This window comes from Candidatus Eremiobacterota bacterium (assembly GCA_031082125.1).
Taxonomy (GTDB): domain Bacteria; phylum Vulcanimicrobiota; class CADAWZ01; order CADAWZ01; family Ess09-12; genus Ess09-12.
Map to the genome: position 1 here is coordinate 60738 of JAVHLM010000002.1, position 25631 is coordinate 86368.

The 25631-nt window shown below is 57.0% G+C and carries 23 protein-coding genes and 1 tRNA gene; 14 read left to right on the plus strand and 10 right to left on the minus strand.

Annotation, left to right across the window (positions count from 1 at the left end; genetic code table 11):
- Window positions 1–49 precede the first annotated feature (49 nt).
- Genes accD through RDV48_02695 form a run of 4 tightly spaced genes read left to right on the plus strand, consistent with a single transcriptional unit; the run spans window position 50 to window position 4371 of the window.
- Window positions 50–895, plus strand: a complete 846-nt coding sequence (accD, locus tag RDV48_02680; GenBank protein MDQ7821681.1) for an acetyl-CoA carboxylase, carboxyltransferase subunit beta — start codon at window positions 50–52, stop codon at window positions 893–895.
- 5 nt (window positions 896–900) lie between these two features.
- Window positions 901–1872, plus strand: a complete 972-nt coding sequence (locus tag RDV48_02685) for an acetyl-CoA carboxylase carboxyltransferase subunit alpha (protein MDQ7821682.1) — start codon at window positions 901–903, stop codon at window positions 1870–1872.
- Window positions 1869–3620, plus strand: coding sequence for a pyruvate kinase (pyk, locus tag RDV48_02690; protein ID MDQ7821683.1), 1752 nt, complete (start codon window positions 1869–1871; stop codon window positions 3618–3620). Before RDV48_02685 ends, pyk begins: the two co-directional genes overlap by 4 nt.
- Window positions 3621–3636: 16 nt before the next feature.
- Window positions 3637–4371 (plus strand): ribonuclease Z, encoded by a 735-nt coding sequence (locus RDV48_02695; protein ID MDQ7821684.1) that lies wholly within the window; start codon window positions 3637–3639, stop codon window positions 4369–4371.
- A 9-nt stretch (window positions 4372–4380) separates the two neighbouring features.
- On the opposite strand, the gene RDV48_02700 is transcribed toward RDV48_02695, so the two are convergent.
- Genes RDV48_02700 through RDV48_02710 form a run of 3 tightly spaced genes read right to left on the minus strand, consistent with a single transcriptional unit; the run spans window position 4381 to window position 10113 of the window.
- Window positions 4381–5268, minus strand: coding sequence for a hypothetical protein (locus RDV48_02700; GenBank protein MDQ7821685.1), 888 nt, complete (start codon window positions 5266–5268; stop codon window positions 4381–4383).
- On the minus strand, window positions 5265–8795 hold the full coding sequence (locus RDV48_02705; protein ID MDQ7821686.1) for an AAA family ATPase: 3531 nt from the start codon (window positions 8793–8795) through the stop codon (window positions 5265–5267). The genes RDV48_02700 and RDV48_02705 overlap by 4 nt, the downstream gene beginning before the upstream one ends.
- 22 nt (window positions 8796–8817) lie before the next feature.
- On the minus strand, window positions 8818–10113 hold the full coding sequence (locus RDV48_02710; protein MDQ7821687.1) for a metallophosphoesterase: 1296 nt from the start codon (window positions 10111–10113) through the stop codon (window positions 8818–8820).
- Window positions 10114–10293: 180 nt separating this feature from the next.
- On the opposite strand from RDV48_02710, the gene RDV48_02715 reads away from it, so the two are divergent.
- The 5 genes from RDV48_02715 to RDV48_02735 all read left to right on the plus strand — a co-directional run bounded on the left by RDV48_02715 (window position 10294) and on the right by RDV48_02735 (window position 14777).
- A complete protein-coding gene (locus RDV48_02715) occupies window positions 10294–12468 on the plus strand; it encodes an ankyrin repeat domain-containing protein (GenBank protein ID MDQ7821688.1) in 2175 nt (724 codons plus the stop codon).
- A 124-nt stretch (window positions 12469–12592) separates the two neighbouring features.
- The gene (locus RDV48_02720) at window positions 12593–13081 is read left to right on the plus strand and encodes a septum formation initiator family protein (GenBank protein MDQ7821689.1); all 489 of its coding nucleotides are present in this window, start codon (window positions 12593–12595) and stop codon (window positions 13079–13081) included.
- 160 nt (window positions 13082–13241) lie between these two features.
- Window positions 13242–13664: a S1 RNA-binding domain-containing protein gene (locus RDV48_02725; GenBank protein ID MDQ7821690.1), complete on the plus strand. Its 423-nt coding sequence runs from the start codon at window positions 13242–13244 to the stop codon at window positions 13662–13664.
- Window positions 13665–13673: 9 nt separating this feature from the next.
- Window positions 13674–14618, plus strand: coding sequence for an aldo/keto reductase (locus RDV48_02730; GenBank protein ID MDQ7821691.1), 945 nt, complete (start codon window positions 13674–13676; stop codon window positions 14616–14618).
- Window positions 14619–14691: 73 nt separating this feature from the next.
- Window positions 14692–14777, plus strand: a tRNA-Leu gene (locus tag RDV48_02735).
- A gap of 163 nt (window positions 14778–14940) precedes the next feature.
- Here RDV48_02735 and RDV48_02740 read toward each other — a convergent pair.
- Window positions 14941–15342, minus strand: coding sequence for a hypothetical protein (locus RDV48_02740; GenBank protein MDQ7821692.1), 402 nt, complete (start codon window positions 15340–15342; stop codon window positions 14941–14943).
- 152 nt (window positions 15343–15494) lie between these two features.
- Between RDV48_02740 and RDV48_02745 the strand changes: the two genes are divergently transcribed.
- The 3 genes from RDV48_02745 to RDV48_02755 are packed head-to-tail and all read left to right on the plus strand — an operon-like array spanning window position 15495 to window position 18189.
- Entirely contained in the window at window positions 15495–15977 is a 483-nt protein-coding gene (locus tag RDV48_02745; GenBank protein ID MDQ7821693.1) for an adenosine-specific kinase, read from the plus strand.
- Window positions 15978–15982: 5 nt separating this feature from the next.
- Window positions 15983–16165, plus strand: coding sequence for a tetratricopeptide repeat protein (locus RDV48_02750; GenBank protein ID MDQ7821694.1), 183 nt, complete (start codon window positions 15983–15985; stop codon window positions 16163–16165).
- Window positions 16166–16179: 14 nt separating this feature from the next.
- Window positions 16180–18189, plus strand: coding sequence for a hypothetical protein (locus tag RDV48_02755; GenBank protein ID MDQ7821695.1), 2010 nt, complete (start codon window positions 16180–16182; stop codon window positions 18187–18189).
- A 12-nt stretch (window positions 18190–18201) separates the two neighbouring features.
- Here the strand turns inward: RDV48_02755 and RDV48_02760 are convergent, their stop codons facing one another.
- The 4 genes from RDV48_02760 to RDV48_02775 are packed head-to-tail and all read right to left on the minus strand — an operon-like array spanning window position 18202 to window position 21527.
- Window positions 18202–19110 carry a serine/threonine-protein kinase gene (locus tag RDV48_02760; GenBank protein MDQ7821696.1) on the minus strand — a complete coding sequence of 303 codons (909 nt, stop codon included), beginning with the start codon at window positions 19108–19110 and terminating at the stop codon, window positions 18202–18204.
- Window positions 19111–19141: 31 nt separating this feature from the next.
- A complete protein-coding gene (locus RDV48_02765) occupies window positions 19142–20014 on the minus strand; it encodes a hypothetical protein (GenBank protein MDQ7821697.1) in 873 nt (290 codons plus the stop codon).
- Between the two features lie 19 nt (window positions 20015–20033).
- A complete protein-coding gene (locus RDV48_02770) occupies window positions 20034–21002 on the minus strand; it encodes an ABC transporter ATP-binding protein (protein MDQ7821698.1) in 969 nt (322 codons plus the stop codon).
- Window positions 21003–21020: 18 nt separating this feature from the next.
- Window positions 21021–21527, minus strand: coding sequence for a hypothetical protein (locus RDV48_02775; GenBank protein MDQ7821699.1), 507 nt, complete (start codon window positions 21525–21527; stop codon window positions 21021–21023).
- A gap of 133 nt (window positions 21528–21660) precedes the next feature.
- On the opposite strand from RDV48_02775, the gene RDV48_02780 reads away from it, so the two are divergent.
- Window positions 21661–22041 (plus strand): hypothetical protein, encoded by a 381-nt coding sequence (locus RDV48_02780; protein MDQ7821700.1) that lies wholly within the window; start codon window positions 21661–21663, stop codon window positions 22039–22041.
- Here RDV48_02780 and RDV48_02785 read toward each other — a convergent pair.
- The gene (locus RDV48_02785) at window positions 22022–23701 is read right to left on the minus strand and encodes a DUF885 family protein (protein MDQ7821701.1); all 1680 of its coding nucleotides are present in this window, start codon (window positions 23699–23701) and stop codon (window positions 22022–22024) included. The two genes, RDV48_02780 and RDV48_02785, sit on opposite strands and share 20 nt — an antisense overlap.
- A 196-nt stretch (window positions 23702–23897) precedes the next feature.
- Here RDV48_02785 and RDV48_02790 point away from each other — a divergent pair, with 196 nt between their 5' ends.
- On the plus strand, window positions 23898–24956 hold the full coding sequence (locus RDV48_02790; protein MDQ7821702.1) for an HD-GYP domain-containing protein: 1059 nt from the start codon (window positions 23898–23900) through the stop codon (window positions 24954–24956).
- On the opposite strand, the gene RDV48_02795 is transcribed toward RDV48_02790, so the two are convergent.
- Window positions 24946–25524: a flavodoxin family protein gene (locus RDV48_02795; GenBank protein MDQ7821703.1), complete on the minus strand. Its 579-nt coding sequence runs from the start codon at window positions 25522–25524 to the stop codon at window positions 24946–24948. The two genes, RDV48_02790 and RDV48_02795, sit on opposite strands and share 11 nt — an antisense overlap.
- Window positions 25525–25631: the final 107 nt, after the last annotated feature.

Sequence of the window (25631 nt, forward strand, 5' to 3'; positions counted from 1 at the left end):
TTTGATCCAGGTAAGAGGTGAGAATGTGAAGCTTTTTGAGAAGAAGAAAATTTCGCGGCCCACGTTCAAGGTGGAGAAACCGTCAAAATCCTCGAAGGATGACAAGCAGGACAACCTCTGGGTGAAGTGTGAGCAGTGCGGCTCCCCTCTCTTTGAAAAAATTTTTCTGCAGAACCTCAGGGTCTGCGATAAATGCGGCTTCCACCACAAGCTTTTTGCCCAGGAGCGCATGACCATGCTCGTCGATCCGGGAACCTTCGAGGAGCTTGACAGGGAGCTTTCCCCAGCCGATCCCCTCAACTTCGGGAAGGAATACATGGATAAAATGAAGGAGGACACGGCGAAGACCAGCCTGAAAGACGCGATTCTTACCGGGAGCGCCACCATGGGCGGCCATCCCGTGATGCTCGGCATCATGGATTTCCATTTCCGCGGAGGGAGCATGGGCTCGGTGGTGGGGGAAAAGATAGCCCGCATCTTTGAGGCCGCCATGGAAAAAAGAAGCGCGGTCATCACTGTCACTTCATCTGGAGGCGCCCGCATGCAGGAGGGTGTTCTTGCCCTCATGCAGATGGCCAAGACAAGCGCCCTCACGGTGAGCCTCGGAAAAGAGAGGCTTCCCTACATCGTAATCATTACTGACCCCACTACCGGAGGCGTTTCAGCGAGCTTCGCCTCCCTGGGGGATGTCATCATCGCCGAGCCCCACGCGATTATCGGCTTTTCCGGCCCCCGGGTCATCGAGCAGACAATACGCCAGAAGCTCCCGCCCGGCTTCCAGAGCTCGGAGTTCTACCTGAAGCACGGTTTCATTGATTGCGTGGTCCACCGCAAGGATATGCGCACCACTCTTATCAAGGTGCTCAACTTCTTCAGAGAGAGGTACCGGCAATGAGCAACATCATACTTGAGATAGAAAAGCCCCTGAAAGAGCTTGAGGAAAAGATAAAGGCCCTCAAGGAGGTCAACCTCTCAGGGAAGATTGATCTCTCCAGGGAGATCCAGGCTCTCGAGAAGAAGGCCCAGACCCTCAAGAAGAACATTTACGGGAACCTGAGCTCCTGGGACAGGGTGCAGCTTGCCCGCCATCCCCAGCGGCCCGCCACGTCAGATTATATTGAGAACGTCTTTGACGAGTTTTTCGAGCTCCACGGCGATCGCCATTTTGCCGACGATCCCGCGGTGATGGCGGGGTTTGCCATACTCGACGGCCGCACCGTGGTAGTCGTGGGCCATCAGAAGGGTAAGGACACCAAGGAGAACATTGCGCGGAATTTCGGGATGCCCAACCCTGAAGGCCTCAGGAAGGCCCGGAGAGTGCTGGACCTGGGGGCAAAGTTCGGTTTCCCCGCCGTGAGCTTCATCGATACCCCCGGGGCCTACCCCGGCCTAGAAGCCGAGGAGCGCGGCCAGTCTGAGGCCATTGCAAGCAACATCGCCCACATGTTCTCTCTCCCTGTGCCCATTGTGGTTATCATCATCGGGGAGGGGGGAAGCGGCGGAGCCCTCGCCCTTGGCGTGGGAGACAGGATAATGATGCTTGAGAATGCCATATACTCGGTGATTTCCCCCGAGGGGTGCGCTTCAATCCTCTGGAGGGATTCCCACAGGGCATCAGCGGCCGCCGAGGCCCTCAAGCTCACCTCCTATGACCTCAGGGAGATGGGCATCATAGACCTCATAGTGCCCGAGCCCATGGGAGGAGTCCACAAGAACAGTGAGGCCGTCTTCATTCACGTGAAGGATGAGCTCATCGCCCTTATTGACGAGCTTGGCGCACTTCCCCGGGAGAGGCTCCTCGAGGAGCGCTTCGGGAAATTCCGGTCCATAGGGGTATACAAAGGCAAGGAAAGAAAGGCGGCTGCAGAGTGAGAAGGACAAAAATCGTATGTACCCTGGGGCCTGCAAGCGCTTCGCGTGAAATACTGGAGGAGATGATCCTGAAGGGGATGAATGTGGCGCGCCTTAATTTTTCCCATGGCACCCATGAGAGCCATGGCCAGATGATAACCCTCATAAGAGATCTTTCAGAAAAGCTTGGGAAGCCCCTTGCCGTGATGCAGGACCTCTGCGGTCCCAAGATAAGGCTTGGCGAGATCGCCGGTGCCCCCGTGACGGTGTCATCGGGCGATCCGTTCCTGCTGACGGAGGACGAGATTGTGGGAGATGCCACGAAGGCCCACGTGTCCTATAAGAACCTCTCCCGGGAGGTCCATGCCGGTGACAGGATTCTCATCGATGATGGTCTCGTGGAGATGAGGGTCGAGGGGACAAAGCAGGGGGAGGTGGCCTGCCGGGTCGTCGTGGGGGGCCTTCTCAATCCCCGCAAGGGAGTGAATTTCCCGGGGGTGAAGCTCTCGGTGCCCTCCCTTACCGAAAAGGATTTTGACGATCTGAAATTCGGCATCCGCTCCGGCGTTGATCTGGTGGCCATCTCCTTTGTGCGGGCCGCCAGGGATCTTACCCCTGCCTATCAGGTGATGGAGCGCGAGGGCACTTTTCTCCCCATTATCTCCAAGATAGAAAAGCAGGAGGCCGTTGACGACATCGAGGCCATTCTGCAGCGGTCGTACGGCATCATGGTGGCCCGGGGCGATATGGGCGTAGAATTGCCTTTCCAGGAGGTTCCCTTTATCCAGAAAAAGCTCATAAGGATGTGCCGCGAGCGGGCAAAGCCCGTCATCACGGCAACACAGATGCTGGATTCAATGATCCGCAACCCCATGCCGACCCGTGCAGAAGTGACCGATGTGGCCAATGCCATCCTTGACGGCACCGATGCCGTGATGCTCTCCGGCGAGTCGGCCTCGGGGAAATACCCCCGGGAGGCCGTGGAGACCTTGGCCAGGATAGCTGATTACACTGAAAAGTTCCTCCCTTACGAGCATATATTTCAAGAGCCAGGGATAAAGCTCAATGCCGTCGAGGCAGTAAGCCTCGCCACCTGCGAGATGGCGGAGCAGATGGATGCAAAAGCCATCATAGTCGCCACCAGCTCGGGGAGGACAGCCCGGGCCATTGCCAAGTACAGGCCAAGGGCGCCGGTGATTGCCGCCACAGATGAGAGGGAGACAAGCAGGCGGCTCGTGCTCTCGTGGGGCGTTTTTCCCGTCGTGATAGCCTCGTCTCTGGGCACCGAAATCCTTATAGAGGATATGTGCAACGCGGCGCTTGCCACGGGGCTCGTCAAGGGGGGCGACCTCTCGGTGCTCACGGCAGGGATTCCCGAGGGGATGAAGGGAAGCACCAACACCATAAAGCTCCATATCCTGGGCCATCACTTCGTGCGCGGCACCGGCGTGGGCGCCCTGAAGACCGCCACAGGGAGAATATGCGTCACCCGCTCTGTTGAAGAGATCGGCGCAAGGCTCCAGCGGGGTGACATCCTGCTGGTGCGCCGCCTCGAGGATGCCATGGAGCCCCTCGTGATGGCTGCCGGCGGTATCATTTCGCAGGAAGGCGACAGCCATTCCCCCTTGAACGCCGTGCTCGAGAAGGCGGGCATCCCGGGGATCGTGGGAGTCCCCGGCGCCCTTGATCTCTTTGAGGAGGGAAAGATCGTCACCATTGACGCCCAGAGGGGCCTCATCCTCACGGAGCCCCGGCAGAGCCCGCAGTAATGCCGGGCGTCATGCGATGACCGCTCATCTTTTGCTTTCTTTTCTTGGAACGGGAGGGGCCCTCGGCGGCGGTCGCCTTTTTTCGGCGTTCATGGCCGACAACCATGTGCTCTTTGACTGCGCGCCCACGGTGCCTCTGGCCCTCCGGCGCATGAAGAAGGATCCCCTCCTGATCACTCATGTGTTCATCACCCACTACCATGGCGACCATGTGCTGGGCCTTCCCTTTCTGCTCGCCGAGTATGCCCTCAAGCACCGCAGGCGCGAGCCCCTCCATGTCATCGGCCCCCCCGATATTGAGGAGCGCATCTGGAGGCTTACGGAGCTCTCGTTCTCACCCATTGCCGGCGAGGTGATGGAGAAATCAGCGGTGCGCTTTCACCCCTTCAGGGACCAGGAAATCCTCCAGACTGCGGCGGGGATATCTTTCACTCCCTACCGCATGAGGCATTTCGGCAATTCATTCGGTTTCAGGGTAGGGTTTCCCGGCGCAGTCCTCGCCTATTCGGGCGACACAGGGTTCTGCAGCACCATCGGCCGCCTGGTGGAGGGAGCTGATGTGGCGGTTCTGGAGATGAACAGCCTGGCCGTCGATTTTCACGCCCACCTGAACCTGGCCCAGATTGAAGAGATCCGGCGGACGACCCCTTCCCGCCTGAAGATCGTGGTGACCCACAGGGAAGATGATGAGGTGCCTTCCCTTGAGGGGGTCATCATGGCGGAAGATTTCGGGGAATACCGCTTCCCCTGAGAATAGAGGTCACAGCGAGGGGAAGTTCTGGGGAGGAAGCCTGATGCGCTGCCTGAGCTCATTGAGCTCGGTTCCCGTGTTCTGCTGGGGAGAAGAGGTGTCACCGGGCTTTGATGCGGAGCTGCCTGAAGAGCCTGAAGGGGGTGCGCTTCCCCCTGAGCCGGTCTTGATGAGCGCCGGGTTGTAGCTTGTTCTTGCCACCTGGGGAGGTGCAAGGGCAGCCAGCTCATCCAGGCGTCCAAGCCTCAAGAGCTCATCCTTCTTCTCATTCCACCTGGTCCACGGGGAGAAGCCGCCCTGGCTGGTCTTGGATGCCCTCAGGGGCAGCTCCTGGCCGGGCATGAGGGCCACGGACTCCTTCTCATTAAGGATCACCGCTCTTTTTTTCCTGGTAAGCACGATCGATCCTTTCCAGACCCTGAATTCTTCAAGCTCCATCTTGTCTTTTCCCTTTATTACTTCAAAGACCGCACCATGGGTGAAGATTTTCCCTTCAGGTATGGTGATGGTAAAGGAACGGTCTCCGCCTTCAGAGGCTGGTATGGTGATCCAGAGGTTTCCGTACTGAAGGAACAGTTCGTCATAGGAAGAAGGGGAGCCCGGCGTCTCCTGCGGTGCGCCAAGCTGGACCATAGTGTCGTTGCTCATGGTGATACTGTCCGAGCCGTTGAGGGTGACTATCAGACAGCCCTTGCCCCCCGTGCCGATCCAGTCCTGTGCCTGAAAGGCCCCTCCCTTCTCCAAGGGCTGCCATCCCTTGCCCTCCCGGAAAAAGGATGATTTTCCCCAGACGCAGAGAGCGGTGGGAGATGACGGGCCATCGGCCCAGGAGCGCGGGAGCCATGAGGTAAAGAGCAGGATGATCGCTCCAAAAAGGAAGAACTGGAGTGTTTTCAATGCGGTGCCTCTCCTTCCGGAGCATTGATGTCCTGGACCGTCGCCGTGCAACAGCTCCATAACTCGTGGATCCTCTCTTTGAGGAGCCCTTCATCGATGAGCCCCTCCTCAAGAGCTTCGCCCATGTCGCTGATAATCATTGCAGTGAGAGCCTCCTCGCCAAGGGGCTTTTCTTCGCTGAGATAGCCCCCGCTTTTCAGGAAGCTCTCAAGCTCTTCGACTCTGCCGTGCCTGAACTTCGCCACTGCTCCCGTCCTCAGGGCGGCCATGAGAAGGCGCCCGTCGCCTTTCACGCCGGCTGCCTTGCGCGTTATGGCATCGATGAATTTTTTTGAGACGGGGGATTCCTCGATGACAGCCCTGTCAACGACCTTCCCCTTGCCCACGTGCCAGAGGGTGAAGAAGCGCTCGGCCGCTTCAATCCATTGATCAAGCTCCCCGAGGGCCTTCTGGTCAGCCTCGGAAAGCTTCAGATTCTCACGGATATAGCGGTACTGCCCCACGGTGGTAATTGACTGACTGGTAAGGCGGTAAAGGAGAGGAAGGTTATGCCTGAGGAGGTACCAGAGGTGGAGGGGCGCGGCGCCTTCAAAGGGATTGACTTTTGGAACCAGGAGGGAGCGGGCGTATTCCTCGGCGGTTTTTCCCTCGTAAGGGGGGGCTTCAGGCAGCTTTTCCACCTTGAACTCCTCACTTCCTATTGCCGCACTCTCGGACCTGATCTTTCCCAGGTCGATAAGAGTGAGCTCCTGGGGGGAGAAGTAACCCCGGAGCTTCCCGATATAATAACTGTCGCAGGTGATATAGAAAACCTGGCGTTTCCCGTCGGCCACCAGCTTTTTCAGATCCTTCGCGACGGCATCAAAGCGCACCGGGTCAGTGGTGGTAAGGACCTCGTCCAGGAAGAAGGGCAGCGTCGTGTTTTTTTCAGCCTGCCTCACGAAGGCAAGCCTTGCAGCGAGAAAAAGCTGCACCCTTGTTCCCGAGGAGAGCTCGGAGAGTGAGAGCGATTTTCCCGTCGAGAGCTCCTTTGCTTTGAAAGAGGGCCCGTTTTTGCCGTCGCCGGAGGTGACCAGAAGGGCATAAGTGTTAGTGGTGAACATCCTGAAAAGCTCCGATGCCGACCGGAGCGTCTGGGGCTCTATCTCTCTCTGGTACTGGCCTGTGACCTTGTCCATCAGGAAACGGCCCGCCGTCTTCCTCAATGCAAGCTCCCTCGCTTCCCGGAGGGCTTTTTCGGCCTCGTCCTGTGCGGCGAGGGCTGCTTCAAGCCTCGAGTCTTCCCGGGCCTTCCTGATGTTTTCCCTGATGATGGCAGCCCTGTTGGAGATTTCCCGGGATTGCTCCTCCTTTTTGTGGGCCGCGGCGATTCTCTCCTCAAGCTCAATGCGCGGGAGGGCCGCCAAGGCAGCTTTTCCATGGTGCGCCAGAAATTCCGTGTCCCTCCTGATGACTTCTCCATCGAGGGTGAGGGCCATGGTGATCTCCTTCCACCTGCCGTGGTTCGTGATGAGCCTTGTGAAGGCTTCCTTGTCACCACGCTGGAGGCCCAGGCGGTCGAAGAAGGATTCATAATCAAGAGAGCGCTTTTTCAGGATTCCTTCCCATTTTTCCCTCTCCTCCCTCAGCGTTTTCATCTGCTCTTCCGCCTGGGAATAGGCCTCGTTTCTCCTGTTGAGCCTCTGGAGAATCACCGAGGCGGTCTCGTTATCGGCGGCCTCCTCTTCATGGTGGGAGCGGAGAAATTCGTTGAGCTTTGAGAGGGCTTCCTGGTATGCTTCGGAGGCTTTATTCCGTTTCTCTTCTGCCACGGCAAGGCCGGTAAGGGCTTCCTGATAGATAAAGAGGTTCCTGAGGGTGAATACTATCGTGGAGTCATTGTCGGGTGCACCAATCCCCCCCTCGTGGAGCACCTGGCCCCGCTCTTCGACAAGCCCTTTCAGCTCCTTTTCCACCTCTATGAGGCGCTCATCGAGCTCAAGCTCCTTTTTCTTCAGCTCGCTCTCGAAGAGGGCCCCCGTATAGTCATCGGAGAGCTTCATGTAATGCTTCTGCACCTCTTCCTCTCCCCAGTCGGCAGGCTTGTCAAGCCCTGTATCCTCGTATTCCTTTCTGTAGAGCTCCCGGGAGCCTTCGCGGGTGCCGCCTGCCTTGCGGCCCACGTAGTAAAGGGTGAAGATGCCTGCGAGAGAGGCAATTATCGAGGACCACCCGAGGGTATTTCCCTCAAGGGCAATGGTTACCGCCGGAATCAGGGAAATGGCAAGGAGCACTATGACTCCCATCACTATCCACTGGGGGAGGGCTTCTTTCCCCTCGGGTGAGCATATCCAGCGGACCAGCTTCTGGATGCCGTCACGGAGCTTTCCGGGCTCCCCCGGCGCTCCCCCTTTTTTCTGGGCCTTAAGCCAGCTTTCCAGCCTTTTAAGGTGCTCCAGCTCCGCCCTTTTTGCAGTGACGGCGCCGAGATAGGCCTCGGCCCTTGCCACGAGCTCGGCGGTGACGGGAATCTCCTTCTCCCCCTCCGGCAGTCCCGTGAGCCCTTTCCGGGCTTCATTGAGCCTGGTGAGGGCCTCTGCGCAGGCCGTTTCGGCAAGCTTCACCTCCGTGCGGAGGTTCTGGAGCGTATCAGGGATGGCGAGCCACCGGTGCACCTCTTCGTGGTCAAGGGGCCCCGAAGTCATGCGCTGCGCCTCTTTTTTCTCAATGGCCTCCTTCAGAAGACGATCTATCCTTGCACATTCCTGCTTAGCCTCGTCGGTGGCATGGGAGAGTTTTTCCAGGGTGGTTTCGTCATGCTCGTGGATGAAAGCCATGGTCTCAGGGAACTCGCTTTTTCGTGCAAGGAGGGCTCCCTCCTTTTCCCTGTGCTCGGCGATCTCATGGGCTTTTTTCAGCAGCTCAAGCTCCTGTTTTGCCTCCAGGGCTTCATGTAATTCCCTCTCCAGGCGGGGCAGCTCCCGCTCCTCCTCTTCAATGCGCAGAAGTTCATCTTCAACTGCCTGCCTCTTCTCAACAGCCTCTCTCAGTGCTTTTGCCTGGGGGCTCCCCTCCCTGGTGCTGAGGGCAAAAAGGGTGCTCTCGGGACCTGTGATGAGGGAGAGATCATACCCCCCCGCCATCTCGCGGGCAATGGCGGCAGCGATCTGTGATTCTGTCCCTTCGCTCTTCATAAGGTCATCGATGCCGATGGTAAAGGAGCCCCAGGCCCTCTCGTCAGGGAGATCAAGATCTTTGTGGCTTGTCTCCCTGTCATCGATGAAGCACGTGACGTTTTTGCGGTTTCTTTCGATCACCACGTGCTTTTCACCATGGGTCCACTGTGATGACGTGTCGCTCTCGGCAAGCACCCTGTGCTCGGCATCGAGGTCAAGGGAGGGCCAGAGCATTCCCCTGATGGCGCGGCAGAGGGAGGTTTTCCCTATGCCGTTGGGCCCCACGATGATATTGAGGCCCTCGCCGAAGTCCCTTATCGAGAACTCCCCGAGGCCGGGCATCTTCCTTATGGTGACTGATTTCAGTTTCATGGTGACCACCTTTGGTGAGGGCTCAGTGGGCCTGGTGCTGCGCGGCAAGGGCATCAAGGGCGTCAAGGCCTGCCAGTAGAAGCAGAGACCTTACCTGCTCGTCATCAGGGTCACTGGCATCCAGAAGGTTCCAGGATGAGCGGAATTTTTCCCGCTCCAGCTCTTTTTTTGCCTCGCGGATGAGCTCTTTTGCGCTGCTGTCGTTGCGCTCCAGGGCGAGGATGAGCTTGGCCAGGATTCCCGGCGGGTCATTCTCCCTCGCGTACTCTTCCAGGGGGAGCTCGGGTCGTGTCTCGTCCCAGGAGACCTTGTCGATAAAGTAGGCCACCCTGTCATGATGGCGGCAGAGGGTTTCGATAGCAAGCTTTTTCACCTCGCCTGCAAGGATGCCATGGAGAGACGTCCTCCCCGAGAGGCGCACACGGCAGCCCACGGCGGATTTTTCACCGAGCTCATCCTTTAGCTCGTCCAGGCGGGACTCGATGCCCTGGACGATTGGAGACAGGAGATCACCGCTTTCCCTTATCCCGTCAATCGGGATTACGACCTCTTCCCAGCGCAGGGGGGAGAGGGGAAGGTGCCGGCATGTCACTTCCCTGTTTTCCACGGTGACAAGCCATGGCCCATGGGGTCCGCGCTCCGTGGGATCCATCCCCATCAGCGAGCCGGCATAGCCGCAGGGCCTCTTTCCCGAGAGGTCGTCGGGCTTGTGGATGTGGCCCAGAAACCACGCGCTTATCCTGATGTCGTCAAAGTCCCGCGTGGAGACAGGGGCATACCGTGATGACGGCTTATCCCTGTCGCAGTGAAGGAGGCCGATCACCGCCATGGGTGAACCGGGCAGATGGTCCGTGATGGTGAAGTGCCCGAAGGGATTCTCCTTCACCTCTTCCTGGGGGAAGGACCAGCCCACGAGGCGGGCCAGGGGGACCCCTTCCTTGAGGAGGTCAAAATGCTCCCACGTGCCCTTGCTCCCCAGCAGGTGAAAGTGGGGGATTTCCGCGGCAAGGCGCGGCAGCGCCTTCATATCATGGTTCCCTGCGACGGCGAAGACGGAGATTCCCGCCTCCTCCAGTGACCTTACTCCCTTTTCCAGGGGGCCGTATGCTTCAAAGATGCCATGCTCCTTATCGACCACATCGCCAAGAAGCAGCACTGCGTCAACATGCTCGCTTACGGCGCGCTTTACCACTTCATTCCAGGCGTGGAGGGGCCGCAGCCTCCCTGTAGCATGGCCCATAAGTTCCCTGAGGGACCCGGCTATCAGAGGCCGCCTCCCCAGGTGCATATCACCGACACAGAGAAGCGTCAGCTTCATTGCCACCCCTCCCCCTTTCATCACTCTCATAATACATTTAAAGATCGCGTGGGAGTATTCCTCTTCGTTTTGACCCCTTCAGAACATAAAACAGGGAAGGCCCTCATGCAGGATTTCGTACGGGGGCCTGTGAAATACTCACTTGAGCATAAAGCGCGGTTGACGAGGAGGGGGTGCCGGATGTCCCGATTCTGTCCGGAATGCGGAGCAGAGAACCGGGATTCTGCGAAATTCTGCGAGAGCTGCGGCGAGCGCTTCCCTGGTGGTCCAGTTCCCGCTTCAAAAAGTACATGCAAGGACTTCTTTGAAGCTGTCGCATCGGGAGATTTTGCCTCACTCAAAGCTCTTTCCACGCAGGGAGCGGATATTGCCGCCCAGGATGCCAGGGGATGGACTCCCCTCCACCATGCGGTGGCCCAGGGATCTTTTGAGATGGCTAAGGCCCTCCTCGCCTACGGCTCCCCTGCAGGACCAAAAGACAGGGGGGGGGCGACACCTCTCCATATCGCAGCCCTCAAAGGTGACTTCAAGACTGCAGAGCTTCTCATCGCAAAAGGCGCCCGCATTGATGTGCAGACCGGCAAGGGGAAGACCCCTCTCCATGCCGCCGCATTCGAGGGCCACCTGAAGGTGGCCGAGCTCCTTATCGGTGAGGGAGCTTCCGTGAACATCCAGGACAAGGAAGGGAGGTCCCCCCTGCACTGGGCGGCGGAAAGAAACAGCGGGGAGATCGCCGATCTCCTGGTTTCCCACGGTGCCCAGGGGACTCTTGTGGACACCGAGGGGCTTCTCCCCATTCATCTTGCCGCAGAAAAAGGAAGCTGCCAGCTTGTCACCCTGCTTGTGGATTCGGGGACCGACGTGAACGCCGAGTCCGCCCAGCATATCCGCCCCCTTCACCTTGCAGCACATTACGGCAGGGAGGATATCCTGGAAGTGCTCCTTGCCCGGAGAGCCCTTGTGAACGTCCGTGACAAGGATGGAAGAACAGCTCTCCATTATGCGGTAGAGAACGGAAGCAGGGCGATTGTGGAGCGCCTTGTCGAGAACGGGGCCAAGGTCAACAGCAAGTCAAGCGACAGCTCCACGCCTTTTCCCCTTCACATTGCGGCGGAAAAAGGTGCCCCCGGTATCGTGGGGTTTCTTGTCTCCCAGGGCGCTGAGGTGAATGCCGAGAATGCCGACGGCAGGACGGCCCTCCACTGGGCTGCGGAAAAAGGCTATTCCGAAGTGGTTGAGGTGCTTCTGCGCAACGGTGCCCGCGTCAATGCAAAGGATTCCCACGGCTTCACCCCTCTTCACCGCGGTGCCCTCGGCGGCTCACTCGAGGCGGTGAAGATCATCACAGCCCATGGCGCCGAAGTGAATTCCCGCGACAATGAGCTCTGGACGCCTCTCCACTGGGCCTCCCAGGAAGGCCACGCCGATGTGGCTGAGTTTCTGATCTCACACCAGGCCGATATGGAGGCCCGTGACAAGAACGGGTGGACTCCTCTCCACAGGGTGGCCCTCGGCGGCTCGGAGAAGACGGGCGACATTCTCATATCGAGGGGAGCCCGCGTGGCGGTGAAAGACAAGGACGGCAAGACTCCTCTTCATATGGCCGGGCTGGGCGGCTCCAAGGCGGTAACAGGCCTTTTCATTGCCAGGGGGGCAAAAGTAAACGAGAAAGATGCCTATGGCTGGACCCCCCTCCACTGGGCTGTTTTCAAAGGCCACCGTGATGTTGCCGAGTTTCTCCTTGATCACGGCGCAGATCTGAGCGCGCACAACAATGACGGCTGGTCCCCCCTTCATGCCGCGGTGGGGGCGGGAAAGCCGGTGACGGAGCTCATCGTGGGAAGGGGGGGCGACGTCAATGCCATTGACAAGGACGGCTGGACGCCTCTTCACAGGGCATCGTACAAGGGAAACCGTGAAGTTGTCGAGATATTGATAGGCGGCGGTGTGGAGGTCAATGCCAAAAACAGCAAGGGCAGGATTCCCCTCCACGAGGCATCGGCCGGGGGCTCTGCCGAGGTGGTGTCTCTCCTCCTCAAACTGGGCGCCGATTGCAATGCCGCCGACAAAGACAGCGTGACGCCTCTTCACCGGGCTTCCGAGAGGGGGCATCTTGACGCCGTGAAAGTGCTTGGCGCCCATGGGGCACTGGTGAACGGGAAGACCTCCTTTGGATGGACGGCCCTGCATTTTGCCGCCAAGGAGGGCCATGGCGCCATTATCGAGGAGCTTATAAGACAGGGGGCCAAGGTGAACGAGCGGACCCTCCTTTTCGAGACGCCCATGAAGCTTGCTGCCAAGGCCAACAGGAAAGAGGCTGTGGAGATCCTCGGCAGGCATGGCTCCGAAAAGTGATGGTTCTCCTCTTGCGGGGCGAGTTTCTTTTCCCTGGATGAAGGATTTTTCCCCCTCCTCTCGAATGAGGAGTCTGATATCGGTGTTTTCAACAATTCCCGCATGGCACAAGGAGGCATACCCATTGAACACACAAAATACCCCCCAAGATCGCCCGATCCAGAAAGAAGAGGACTCTTCACGGGCAAAGCGCCTGAGAGGAGTTTTTCTTTTTCTCATATTTTCAGGACTGGCTTTCTTTGCGGCGTATGCCTTCAACCTCTGTTATGTGCAGAAAAAGATGGAGTATGAGCTGAAGCTTTCTCAGATACAGCAGGTTGAACAGGAAAACGAGCGCCTTCAGCGGGAAAACAGGGAGCTCAAGAAAAGGATTGCCTACCTGAATACCAAGGATGGCGTTGAGTCCATCGCCAGAGAGAAACTCGGCTTTATCAAGCCCCAGGAGATTGCCTTCGTGGTGATCTCGTCCCCTACTCCCCACCCATCGAAAGCTCCTCTCACGCCTGCGGCGACGGATGAGGAGAACATAAGGCTCAAAAAAGAGATAAAAAGGGAATATGCAAAAGAAGAAGGATGGTTCGGGAAGGTATGGAATAGTATTGTGAAGAGATAGAGGCCTGAAGGGCCTTGTCCCGCCCGGGGATCATCAACTGAACTGGAATGCCATGCTGATTTATTTTTCTCTATGATACCCTGAAATATCCCGGGGATTGTTATGTACCCCGTGAGCAGGGGTGCCCGTTATAAGTAGCAGAGGAGGAAATAATGAGGATATGACCCTGGAAGTAGGCTCAATTGTAGAAGGAACCGTGATAGGAATCACGAATTTTGGTGCCTTTATCGAGCTGCCCAACGGCAAGACAGGGCTGGTCCACATTTCGGAGGTGGCTGACACTTTCGTGGAGGACATCCGACAGTTCCTGAAGGAGCGCGACAAAGTGCAGGTCAAGATCCTGGGCATCAACGAGAAGGGAAAATATGATCTCTCAATAAAGCAGCTGAACAAGGCCACCCCTCCCCCGGAGCAGCAGCGTCCGCCCAGCCACTCCCACGGCAAGGAGAAAAGAAGGTACGTTCCTCCCGAGGAGATGACCTTTGAAGACAAGCTCACCAAATACCTGAAGGAGAGCGAGGAGCGCCTTCTCGACCTCAAGAGGAACACCGAGGCAAAACGCGGCAGGGGCCGTACCAAGTAGCGCTCCCTGATGAAATACCACCCTCTCGGGAAGACCGGCCTCGAGGTCTCCTTCCTCTCACTGGGAACCCTCACGCTTGGCCCCCTCCAGGCAGATCTCTCCCCGCCGTCATCGCGGCAGCTTCTTCTGAAAGCCCGCTCCCTCGGGGTGAACCTCTTCGACACGGCAGAGCTTTACGGCACTTACAGGCATATCGGCGAAGCTTTCCCCCGCCATGACAGTCAGGTTCTTGTTTCTTCGCGGTCCTATGCCGCCACCGCCGGGGAGATGGAGCAGTCGCTCCGCAGGGCCCTGGAAGAGACGGGGAGGCCCTCCATTGAGCTTTTCATGGTCCACCAGCAAGAATCGGAGCATACCCTCAGGGGCCATTATCAAGCCCTCAGGTATCTTGCCGGGGCAAAAAGAAGAGGCCTGGTGAAGGCCGTGGGGATCTCGACTCACCACGTGGCTGCAGCCGCTGCGGCTCTTCTTTATGAAGAGATAGAGGTGGTCTTTGCCATCCTGAACCACCGGGGGCTTGGCATCCAGGACGGCACGGCACAGGACATGCGCGGAGCCCTGGAGGCCCTTCACGGCGAGGGGAAGGGCATCATGGTGATGAAGGCCCTGGGGGGCGGCCATTTTTACCGCGAGGCAGAAATGGCTTTCAGGTTTCTCAGGGAGCTGCCCTTTGTGGCGACGGTGACGGTGGGGGCCAGGGATGAAAATGAGCTTCTGATGGATTATCTCCTGCTCCATGGCATGGAGGTGCCTCAAGAGCTTGCACGGACCATAGGAGAGAGGGAGCGCAGGCTCCACGTGGAAGACTGCCAGCGCTGCGGCGCCTGCGTAGAGCGCTGCCCCAACAAGGCCCTCTCTCTGGGGGAGGAGGGAGCCGAGCTGGACGCAGGCCGCTGCCTGCTCTGCGGCTATTGCGCCGCCGCGTGCCCCGAGTTCTGCATCAAGGTGCTGTGAGACAGGGGTGATGCCGATCTGGCGCGGGAGAGGATTTTGTGCTACAATGGAGAAAGTACACGGCCCTTTCCCCGCCGGAGTGGCGGAATAGGCAGACGCACGGGACTTAAAATCCCGGGGGCCTCACGGCCCGTGCCGGTTCGACCCCGGCCTCCGGCACCTGGAACCCTCTTTTTTAAACACTTATTACCGCTTATTCCATGATAGGCTACCGCGTGGTGAGGACTACAAAATAGTGAGGCCAGGAGCAAGCCCCCCGGCCTTCTCAGGTAGATTACTGATAAGGGAATGCGTTATCGCCGCACGCGCCCGGAATTCGGTTCTACTGCTCCGTCTGCTCCGGTGCCTTCTTGGGCTTTTTTTCAATCTTTATCTTCTTGAGCTTTTTTGCGGGAGCCTTTTTGCCCTTCTTCTCCTTGACCGTTTTGAGCTTTTTGTCAATCATGCTTCTCAGTCCCAAGAGAATTGACTTTTTCGCCTCCATGAAGTGGGGAAGTGCTTCACCGGAAATAAGATCCAGCATTTCAGCGGGGATCTGAATGGTGATATACTTGCCTTCTTTTCGCAGCTTTGCTTGCTGTTTCTTACCGACGGGCTTTGCTTTTTTTGCCAGTGGCTTCTTTCTGGGCCGCCCTCTCTTGGCTTTTTTAGGGGCCTTCACTGCGGTTCCCGGAGCTTCCCTCGCAGTCTCTTCCGGATTCTCTGTTTTTCTGGGTCTTGCCATTGTCTCTCGTCTCCTCACTTTGTCGATAGTTCTCTATTCCATGCGCACCATTTGAATACCTCTCTCAATATCTGAAGAAGTATTTTTAAGTGCCCTGTCGAATAGACTTCCCGGGGGACCCCCGCAGACTGGTTGTTCAAGGAGTGTGAGCCATGGAACTGAAAATCGTCGCCATCGAAAAGCCTGAGCCGGTGAATCTCATCCTGGGACAGTCACATTTCATAAAAACCGTGGAGGATATCCATGAGGCGCTTGTCACCTCCCTGCCGGGGATACAGTTCGGACTGGCATTCTGTGAGTCATCGGGCCCTGCCCTTGTGCGCTGGTCGGGCACCAATGCGGAGATGATCGAGCTTGCCAAGAAAAATGCCATTGCGCTCTCTTCGGGACACTGCTTCATCATCTTCCTCTCCGGGTCCTTCCCGATCAACGTGCTGAACGCCGTCAAGATGGTTCCCGAGGTATGTCACATTTACTGCGCCACTGCAAACCCCTTACAGGTGGTCATCGCCGAGACCGATTCGGGACGGGGCATAATGGGAGTAATAGACGGCGTCAAAACCATGGGCATCGAGAACGAAGACGATATCGCGGAGCGCAAAAGCCTCCTCCGGCGCTTCGGGTATAAGATGTGACGGATATGGGGAGTATTTATTATGACAGGGGCCGTGCCTACGAGGAGAAGGGCAATCTGGACCATGCCCGCGACGATTACGAGAAATGCCTGGAATTAGTCGATCCCGACAACCCTTGTAATGAGAAGGATATCGCCGATATCCACCGCCGGCTCAAAGATATCCGCCAGAGGAAGCTTATGGAGTGAGGGAGGCAGCGCCAATGCGTGATCATGTGCACCGTCAGGACAGGCTCCTTTCCTTGGTGTTTGTAATTTCTCTCGTTATTTCGCTGGGCGGCTGCGGCGGAACACAAGGCAGCGAAGGGAGCCTTTACGGCAGAGGCTCCGAAAACAGTGAGGCGGGGAGGGGCACCCTCATGGTGAGCTGCCCCTTTGCGGGGGATTCACAGGCTTCATCCGGTATTTATGAAAGCCTGCAGTATTACCTTTTGAATGTCTATGAGAAGGGCTCAACGGTTCCGCTGGCACCGGAACAGAGGGTTGAAAGGTCTTCCGGGGGCCTGGCGGGCGTGGCTCAATTCAGCGGGCTCCCTGCGGGGTATGTGACTCTTGCGGTGAAAGGATTCACTGCGGAGGCCCTTGTCAATTGCGAGTTGAGCGAGAATATGCTCATTGCAGGCGGACTTCCTTCAGAGGTCACCGTGAAGCCGCTCCATGGCCCCGCCCCCAATGGCTTCACGATGAATGAAATGACTTTTACCGGGGGAACGGGCGCCGTGACACTTGACAATTTCAGCGCCGCAAGCGAGGCAATCGTCTCGATTACTTACAATTCAGAGATACAGAAATCTCATGAGGTGAACCTTGTTACCACGGGAGGCTCGGCGACAAATCAGTCCTCAGCAGTTCCCGTCCCCGCGAAGAAGAGATCTCCCCCGCCGTCGCCCTCAGTTATGGAAGAAAGTGCCATCGATGACATGGAATTTACCACAAGAAAAATGGCAGAGGCTGTTGAAAAATATGGAATTCCCGGGCCGGTGTCCCGTGACATGCTCATCAGGCTGGGCAAGATGGACAGGAACGGCTCGTTTATAAAAGATACGGTGGGCCAGAAAAGGGACATCATGCTGTGGATGAGGGTGGACAAATTGTCAAGCCCCAGAGAATACATCACCAGGAGCTGCACATGCTATTATGCGGGAACCCGCTGCGTCATATATGTCGATGACGCGGACTGGAGCTCTTCCATCGAGCAGAGCCGCGTCGATGCGATAGGCCAGCATTTTGACGCCACGACATGGCAGAAGGCCGAAGAGCTCTTCGGCCCCCTTCCGGAGCTTCGCTGGGGAGACAGGCTCTATGTCATTTTTTCGTCAAAGATTGCCCACGGCGCTTATTTTGATGCCGACAATGAATATGACAAGAGCGAGGTGCCCCACTCCAACCAGCTTGACTGCGTGTTCTGCGATCCCACCCTGGAGAAGGAGAATATCATTCCCACCGACAGGGACTGGCAGGGCGTGGTGGCTCACGAGTTCCAGCACCTTCTGCGCTGGTTCAGGAAAGTGTACCAGTCGGGCCATACGGTCTATGACACTCAGCAGAACAAGGACAGCCTCTTCCTTGATTCGCCGGTCACCGAGGGGCTGTCCCAGTATTTTGAATGCATGGTGGGGAGAGGATTCTTATACGGTGACGACCTTTCCAGGGCCTATCGGCTGAAAACCCTGAGGGACTATCTCTCGAAGCCCCAGGACACTACCATGGTCGCCGGCAGCAATACCGGGTATGCCATGGGCTTCCTGATGGTTTTTTACCTCCTTGATCACTATGGCATGGACAGCCTTCAAAGAGCAGAGCTCCCCGATGGAAAGCTCGCCCTCCGCTCTCTCGAGGCGGCGTCAGGGGAGACGGCGGCCCAACTCTTTGCCAAGTTCTCCATGGCCCTCAAGCTTGCCGCCGTGCCGGGCATCAATCCCCAGTATGCCTTTACCTCCATCGATCTCACCGGCGCCACCAAGTATTATAATGGCCAGGGCCTCTTCACCGCATGGAATCATGCCACCAACTGCAATGATTATTCTCAGGGAGTTGATCTCAAGGAAGGGGGCTATTCGTATCTTTTTGAGAGCCTAAAAACCCTTGAATGGTCTCCCCAGTATCTGCGCTTTTGTAATGGAAGCGGCAATCCGCTCCGTATCAGCCTGGCGGGCTTCCTGCCCACCGCTGCGGGAGGAGGCACTTTTACTGTCTATGTGCTGAGCCGGTAAAGGGGCGGCAGCCTATCTCTTCTCCCTCCTGAAAGGGAAAAGGGACTCCAGGCGGATTTCCTTCAGAAAAACCCCGTACTTTTTCATGGAGCCATTCTCACTTGGCTTTCCTGTCAGCTCGCAGAGAATGCCCCTCACTTGGGCGGCGCTCTGGTAACGCTCTTTCGTATCCCAGGCCATGCATTTTGCGAGGAGATGCTCCATTCCCTGTGAAACTCCGCTGTTGAAGGCCCGCACGGGAGGGTACCTGAATTGAAAGGAAGCCATGTCCTGGAGGGTGAGCAGGTAGTAAAGGGTAGTTGCCAGGGAATAGAGATCCGATGCCGGCGTGGTCTGCGAGCGGCCATACTGCTCCGGCGGTGAGTAGCCTGGCGTTCCCAGGGGAATGGTATCTGTATCCTTGCCGGGGCAGTAAAAGCGCGAGATGCCGAAATCGATGAGCACCACTCGCTCCTCCATCGTCAGCATGATGTTCTGGGGCTTGAGGTCGCGGAAAATAATGGGAGGGTCATGGCGGTGGAGGTATTCAAGGGTGTCGCAGAGCTGGATCGCCCAGCCTGCCACCTCTCTCTCATTGAGGGGCTTCTTGTTGTTTTTGACAATATCTTCGAGGGTGAGGCCCTCGACGCGCTCCATGACGAGATATCCCCTCCCGCCGGTGATGAAGTAGTCGGTGAATCTGGGTATGCCGCGGTGGGAGAGGGCAGTGAGAATGGCCGCCTCGTTGCGGAATGACTCCAGGACCTCACGCTTCTCGCCGGGCTCCATCCCTTCGCCCAGGACCTCCTTGAGGGCCCAGACCGCGCCCTTTTCCCTGAGATCCATCCCGAGATAGACGGCGCCAAAAGCCCCGCTTCCAAGAAATCTCGTAATCCTGTAGCGGCTGTTCACTACAGTGCCGGGCTGGAGAGGAGCTGCCATGGTGACCGCCTTTTCAGGTTGAGTGCTGGTGCTATTCTTTCGCTATCTCGCCGAGCTTTCTGAGGGTTGCCCTCCAGAACATGAAGGAGAAGAGCGCCATGGTGAGGAGGCACACAAGCCAGAAAAGGTGGAAGTAGGAATAAGGATCGCTCATACAGTTATAGTGCTTTGCGCCTGCCATGAGGTACATTGCCGAAGCATAGCCGGTTCCCGGGTTGAAGAAGACCAGGAAGGGGAGGAAGGGGAAGGTGTGCCCTCCCATGGTGTGGAGGATACCGTTCCCTATCCAGTCACCAATCCACGTGGCAATGATAAGGAGGGCCATGAAGCTGGTAAGATAGCTCTGGGCTTTCTGCCCCGTGGGGGCAAGGGCTGACGAGTAGAGGCTCACCACGCCGCAGAAGAGCGAGAAGGCAATGGAGAAAAGGAATACGACGATAAGGCCCTCCAGGGCGGCACCTGAGAGGAGGCCCATGATGAAAAAGAGCGGCGAATAGAGAACCAGCGTCCCTATGACAGGGTAAAGGGCGGTAAAAAGCTTGCCGGTAAGAATCTCCTGCGGTGTCATCAGGGAGCAGATGAGGCTGTCATAGGTTTTCTGCTCCTTCTCCCTGGTGAAGGCAAACTGGGTGGCATTGGCCGACGCGATGAGCACGTAAAAGAACTGGATTCCTGCGCTGAAATAGAAGCATCCCTTCAGGATCTCGGTGAGGCGCCTCGCAAAATCTCTGGTGCCGCCGTTGATATCGGCGAGAGTGATGAAAGCCACGATGAGGAACGGTGCCACGAGGATGAGAGGATAGACCACGGCGTTGGCCACGTTCTGGAAGAGCAGGTTCCTGTTCCTTGAGAGGCCCCTTGATTCCTTGAAATAGATGGGGTTGTCCTTGAGCATTGAGAGCATGATGGATACCTCCTTGCCTTTATGAGCACAGAGCAGGAGCTTCTCCTGCCCCTTCGATGATTTTCATATACGCGCTTTCAAGAGAGCCCTGGATCTCTGAGAAGGAATAAAGAGGAAGCTCCTTCTCAATGAGATACCTGAGGAGCTCCGACAGGTCACGATCCGATCCGCTGAAGGTGATGATAAGATCCTCGCCGTCCCACTCAATACCTGAGACATCGCGGTACTCGCCGAGGATGCGGCTCAGCTCCTCGTGGTTTCCCAGGGTGCGGAGCTTCAGGCGCTTGAGGCCTGTGGAGATTTTTCTCAAGAGGGACTCTGTCTCCTCGACAAGCAGCATTTTTCCCTTTTCGATGATTCCCACCTTGTTGCAGAGATCGGCAAGGTCTGACAGAATGTGCGAGGAGATGATAATGGTTCTTCCCTGTTTCTGGAGCCCCTTGATGATATCCCTGAGCTCCACGCGGGCTTTCGGATCAAGGCCAGAGGCAGGCTCGTCAAGGAGTATGACCCTGGGGTTGTGGAGAAGGGTCTTGGCCAGGCCGAGTCGCTGCTTCATTCCCCTTGAGAGACTCTCGACGGGAAGACCGAGGAGAGGGGCGATCCTTGTAAGAGTGGAGACCTCTTCAATGGCATAATTTCTAAGGTGCGGCGGGAGGTGGTACGCACGGGCGAAGAATTCGAGATAATCCCTTACGGCAATATCGTCGTAAATACCCAGGAAATCGGGCATGAAGCCGATGATGGCCCTCACCTTTTCCACTTCCCTGGGAAGGGAGTGCCCCGCAATGAAGACCTCCCCGCTGTCGGCCGAGAGCGTGGTGGCGAGTATCCTCAGGGTGGTGGTCTTGCCTGCACCGTTGGGTCCTATGAAGCCGAAAAGATCGCCTTCATAGAGAGTGAGATTGAGATCGTTTATGGCAAGAACCTTTCCGTAGCGCTTGGTAAGGCCCCGCACCTTCACGGTCTCCTGCGGCAATGCTTCCAAGGGTGGACTCCTCTCTTCCTATCTCAGCCTGTCGATGAATGCGCGCACTTCCATGGGAAGCGTGCCCTTCTCCCTGTTGCTCCACTCCAGGTTGCTGAAGTAGATATAGGTTTTTCCCCCTGCCTGGGGATCGCTGGTGAAGGTGAGCTTCAGGTTGAATTGGCCTCCCTTGTCAATGCGCTCTAACTTGTAGGCCGAGTCACCCTTGCGCTTGTCGTGGAGGAAAAGAAACTGGACCCGCTCGGGTGTCGCCTTGAAGGCGAAGATATCAAGCAGATGCCGGTATGCCGAGTCTGCCTTGTCATGGACACCTATGCTCTCATCGGAAAATACATACACATTGAATCGCTGCTCCGGCTTTGAAGGGTATTCATCAAGCCAGGGCCTGTTGAAGAGCAGGTTCTGCGCCTTGAGGCCCGAGTATTTCTCGACGACCTTTCCGTGGCTGCTGCATCCTGCGGCAAGCATGACGCTCACGCACAGTGCTCCCAGGAGAAAAAACAGAAAAATCCTGCGTCCTTTCATGGTGATCATCCTTTCCTGCGGTATGCTCATCCCCTGCCCGGGGATGTTTAAGATTATTATAGCAGTACAGAGGGAAATTGGCAATGAAAGGGAAAAGGGGTGAGCAAGGTGAACCTCTTTTCCTGGAGGTTCCATGAAGAAAAGGTTCTGGCGCTGCTTCCTCTGCGAGAAAAATATTTACGACGATGACTGTCAAGGGCCTCTCATATACCACGATAAGTCAGAGGAATTCCATGTGTGCGTATCCTGTGCCGTTGATATGGGCTCGGCGGTGCTGAACCAGAAGCGCTACCTCCTTGTGGAATGCTCGCGGTGCGGCCGCTTTTTCCTTCCCCTGCCTGATTTCGACCCTTCTGAGTACCATTCCAAGGTGATGAGCTGCCCCTTCTGCAAAGAGAAAACGACGGTGGTCTTCAATGAAAAGCCTGAAGGCTCCGTAATCCGTGAACTCTCACCCGAGGAGTTCAAGAAGCACCTCAAAAAATGGAGCCCTCTCAGACGGTGTGATCCTTGAGGGCGGTGACAAGAGCCGCCCTCTTGTGCTCAAGCACCTCTTCCCCCGGCTCCATTCCCATCATCAAGGGCATGAGCCCCAGGGGGATCACCCCAGACTGCAGGACCATGAAGTGAAAGTCTCTCTCGCTTTTTTCCCTGGAGCGCTGAAGAAAACGGCTCTTCAATGTCTGGAGGGTCTCGCGCCCCAGGAAATAAGCGACGACGTCGCGGGCTCCCGTAATAATTCTGGCCGTCTCTGCCGAGGCCACCTCAGCGGAAGCTCCCAGGCGATCCATGAGAAACTGCCGCGCCCCATGCTCAGTGAGGACACCGCTCTGCATCCCGGTGAGGATCTTGAGCCGTGCAGCTCTCCAGAGGCGCGCTTCAATGAGAGAGAGAAGGCTTTCTCCTTCCAGATATCCCTTTTTTTCCGCCATATCCTCGCAGTAAAGGGTCCAGCCCTCACTGGTAATCCGTGATCGCACCCTCCTGACCGCATAGCTTTCGTGGCGGCTTGCGTAGTAGCACTGGAGGTGGTGGCCGGGAGCGCCCTCGTGGAGCGCGGCGTGCCTTATCCTCCCGAAACAGTGCGCGGCAAGCTGCTCCTCCTCGTTGTGGTACCCCGTGACGATGGGAGTGACGAAGATAAAGGTCTTCTGCTCCTTTTCAAGTCCTCCTGCTGCCGCGAAGCTTGCCGAGGGGAACCTTAGTCTTATGTGGAAAGGAGCCGTTCTCACCTCGACGGAGCCCATGCCGAGAGAATCGGCGATCTCCCCGTGGGCGAAGTGCTCCGCATTCCTCATCCCATTGCGGTAAGCGTCATGGAGCGACTCTATCGAGGGATGGTGCTCCCCCATCTTTTCGAGAAGGGTGTTCCAGTCCTCTCCCCGGAACCCTGCCTCTCCCGCCTTGCGCCTGAGTGCATCCTCTGCCTCCTCGAAGGCTTCTTCGGCCATTTCTCTCAGCCTTTCGATCCCGCAGTCCCTGATGCAGTCGATCTTCAGAAAAGCGGTGAGGTCACTGGAGGCTTCGGGAAGATCGGGAGGCACCGCCGGAAGCAGCTCCTTCGCAAGGTATTCGCGGAATTCAAGCAGCGAGGTGCCCGCCTCCCTCACAAGACCCTGGAGCTTCTCGAGCTTCCCGGAGGGCAGAATGGCGAAGCAGGAAGCACACTCCTCGAGAGAGAGCTTGATACCGAAGGAGAGCGGTATGGCCTCTTTTATGCGGAGCGCCGAGAGAGGCCTTAGGAGCTTCCGTGCCTCCTGCAGATGGGCCGGCATTTTCGCCAGGCGTGCCATCAAGGCTTCAAGCCTTTCCTCCGGCGGCGCGTATTCCCTCCGGGCCATTGCATCAAGCGCCGATGCAACGGGAACAAGATACAGGCGGGGATCGCGCTCCCATTCCCTCTCCTCGTAAAGAAGCCTGAAAGCCTTCAGGCTCTCGGTGAGGGCGATAATGAGATCCACTTTCTCACCGCCGCTGAGGAGGGAGAAGGAGCTTTCAGTCACCGCCCCGGCCAGGGAGATAACTTCTCTGTAATAGGACTCCCTCTTCTCCCGGGAGTATGATTCCACGGCAGCGTCAAGGCGGTGCTCCCCCGAGAGAGTGGCCTCGCAGGGAAAGAAGTCATCCTTTACCCTGAAAAGGGTCTCGGCTGCATGTGATGGTGACCTGTCCATAGTAATCCTGATTATATGTCCTCCCGGCGAATTCCTTTTGCCGAGCCCCGCTCACCGCTCAGGCTTGAACATAAACCGAATGACGGTGCCTTTCCTGGAATATTGACAAATCCTCCCTCTGTCGTGATATACTAACGCATATTATAAAAGACATAACCCTGGCGCCGCCGGCAGGCTCTTGCGAAGGAAGGACACGATGGTCTTCATACCTCAGGAGGGGAAATTTTTTGAAGTAAAAAAGCATGGAGGGCCCGCCCAGGCCTCAAAGGCCCGCGATGACGCCCGTGGGAAGGAAGTCCAGGGAGGGAGCTCCTTGCTGGAAGATCTCTTCACCGAGACACCTCCTCCTCCCACCATGGAGGAATCGCCCTTTTCCCCTGACCAGGGCGGCATCCTCTCCAGCGCGAAGCTTTTCGGCAAGCTGAGCGAGTTCGTGGAATCGGGCCTCCTCGATACCACTTCCCTCAGGGAGAGCCTCAAGCAGGCCGTGCAGAACGCCACGACAAGCATCTGGTCCATCCTGAAGAAGACCCTTGATGAGGAGAAAGAGGCTGACGACGACGAGATCATCTACATGCTGGAGATGCTCATGAAGATGGCTTCGAGCTTTACCTACGAGCATTCCCAGAGGGTCATGGGATGGTCCATGTCTCTGGCGGGAAACCTGAACCTCGACGCGGGCCAGCTCAATGACATAAGGCAGGGAGCCCTCTTCAGGGATATCGGCAAGACAGGGATTTTCTTTTCCGAGGCTTCCGAAGATGAGCGGGAGAACGCCGCGGAGTTTCTTAAGAAGGAGATGATCGCCTGCAGGGGCTGCGGCGAGTTCCATGACATCGGGAAGCTCAAGATTCCCGAGGAGATTGTCAACAAGACGGAACGCCTCACCGACGAGGAGTACGAGATAATGAAGCAGCATCCCATCATCGGTGAAGCTCTGCTGCGGCCCATCAAAAGCCTTGCCGCCATCCTCCCGGCAGTGCGCCACCACCATGAGCGCTGGGATGGCAAAGGCTATCCCGACGGAATTTCGGGCGAGAATATCCCTTTATCCGCAAGGATTGTAGCTCTCACCGATACTTTTGATGCCATGATTTCCGACAGGCCTTACCGGAAAGCCCTTACCAGGGAGGAGGCCACAGGGGAGCTCAGGAAAAACGCGGGCACACAGTTTGATCCTCATCTCGTCGAGGTATTCCTGGCAATTCTTGCAAAAGAATCTTCCCCGGCGGGGCATGAGCTCCTCAGTTCGTGATAAGGCGCTCACCGCAGGTGAAAGCTTCTCTCAGGAGATCCTCTCTTTCCCTTGCAGCGCCTTTTCCATCGCAGTCGTCGGCCAGAAGCTCATCGAAATAGACGATGTTGTTCACCGTGAAGAAGGATTTCACTTCGGCCTTGAGGTGCTCGAATTTATCCTTTCCCGGCATCCCCTTGGAAGCGATGAGAAGGCCGCGCCTGTTCGGGCTTTTGGGGGCGATGGCCTTCCTGAGGCGGTATTTTGCCACCCACATGCACTGGCACCGGTCAATGAGGCATTTTCCAAGTGAGCTCACACCGGCAAAGAAGAGGGGCGTGGCAAAGATAAAGAAGTGCTCTGTCGCCAGGTCGCGGTATATTTTCTGGAAGTCGTCGTTGACGACGCATTTGCCCGTTTTGTTGCATCCTCCGCACTCAATGCAGGGAGAGAGGGCCAGGTCGCAGAGCGTAATTTTTTCCGTTTCGGCGCCGCGGGACTCTGCCCCCTTGAGGGCTTCGTCAATGAGGGTATCGCTGTTTCCTTTTTTCCTGGGGCTTGTCATGAAACCAAGCACTTTCGATGCCATAGCGGTTCTCCTCTCATTGGTGGTAAGGAAGGCGGTATATGATAATTAGTCTTTTCCCATGCCTTTCCCTCCTTTTATACTCAAGAGCATGGAAAGAAGGTTCACCG

Bases quoted from the DNA above. Each gene is read 5' to 3' on its own strand.
- RDV48_02695 (MDQ7821684.1), top strand. From the start codon at position 3,637: ATGACCGCTCATCTTTTGCTTTCTTTTCTTGGAACGGGAGGGGCCCTC.
- RDV48_02705 (MDQ7821686.1), bottom strand. From the start codon at position 8,795: ATGAAACTGAAATCAGTCACCATAAGGAAGATGCCCGGCCTCGGGGAG.
- RDV48_02710 (MDQ7821687.1), bottom strand. From the start codon at position 10,113: ATGAAGCTGACGCTTCTCTGTGTCGGTGATATGCACCTGGGGAGGCGG.
- RDV48_02715 (MDQ7821688.1), top strand. From the start codon at position 10,294: ATGTCCCGATTCTGTCCGGAATGCGGAGCAGAGAACCGGGATTCTGCG.
- RDV48_02725 (MDQ7821690.1), top strand. From the start codon at position 13,242: ATGACCCTGGAAGTAGGCTCAATTGTAGAAGGAACCGTGATAGGAATC.
- RDV48_02730 (MDQ7821691.1), top strand. From the start codon at position 13,674: ATGAAATACCACCCTCTCGGGAAGACCGGCCTCGAGGTCTCCTTCCTC.
- RDV48_02740 (MDQ7821692.1), bottom strand. From the start codon at position 15,342: ATGGCAAGACCCAGAAAAACAGAGAATCCGGAAGAGACTGCGAGGGAA.
- RDV48_02745 (MDQ7821693.1), top strand. From the start codon at position 15,495: ATGGAACTGAAAATCGTCGCCATCGAAAAGCCTGAGCCGGTGAATCTC.
- RDV48_02750 (MDQ7821694.1), top strand. From the start codon at position 15,983: ATGGGGAGTATTTATTATGACAGGGGCCGTGCCTACGAGGAGAAGGGC.
- RDV48_02755 (MDQ7821695.1), top strand. From the start codon at position 16,180: ATGCGTGATCATGTGCACCGTCAGGACAGGCTCCTTTCCTTGGTGTTT.
- RDV48_02760 (MDQ7821696.1), bottom strand. From the start codon at position 19,110: ATGGCAGCTCCTCTCCAGCCCGGCACTGTAGTGAACAGCCGCTACAGG.
- RDV48_02765 (MDQ7821697.1), bottom strand. From the start codon at position 20,014: ATGCTCTCAATGCTCAAGGACAACCCCATCTATTTCAAGGAATCAAGG.
- RDV48_02775 (MDQ7821699.1), bottom strand. From the start codon at position 21,527: ATGAAAGGACGCAGGATTTTTCTGTTTTTTCTCCTGGGAGCACTGTGC.
- RDV48_02780 (MDQ7821700.1), top strand. From the start codon at position 21,661: ATGAAGAAAAGGTTCTGGCGCTGCTTCCTCTGCGAGAAAAATATTTAC.
- RDV48_02785 (MDQ7821701.1), bottom strand. From the start codon at position 23,701: ATGGACAGGTCACCATCACATGCAGCCGAGACCCTTTTCAGGGTAAAG.
- RDV48_02790 (MDQ7821702.1), top strand. From the start codon at position 23,898: ATGGTCTTCATACCTCAGGAGGGGAAATTTTTTGAAGTAAAAAAGCAT.
- RDV48_02795 (MDQ7821703.1), bottom strand. From the start codon at position 25,524: ATGGCATCGAAAGTGCTTGGTTTCATGACAAGCCCCAGGAAAAAAGGA.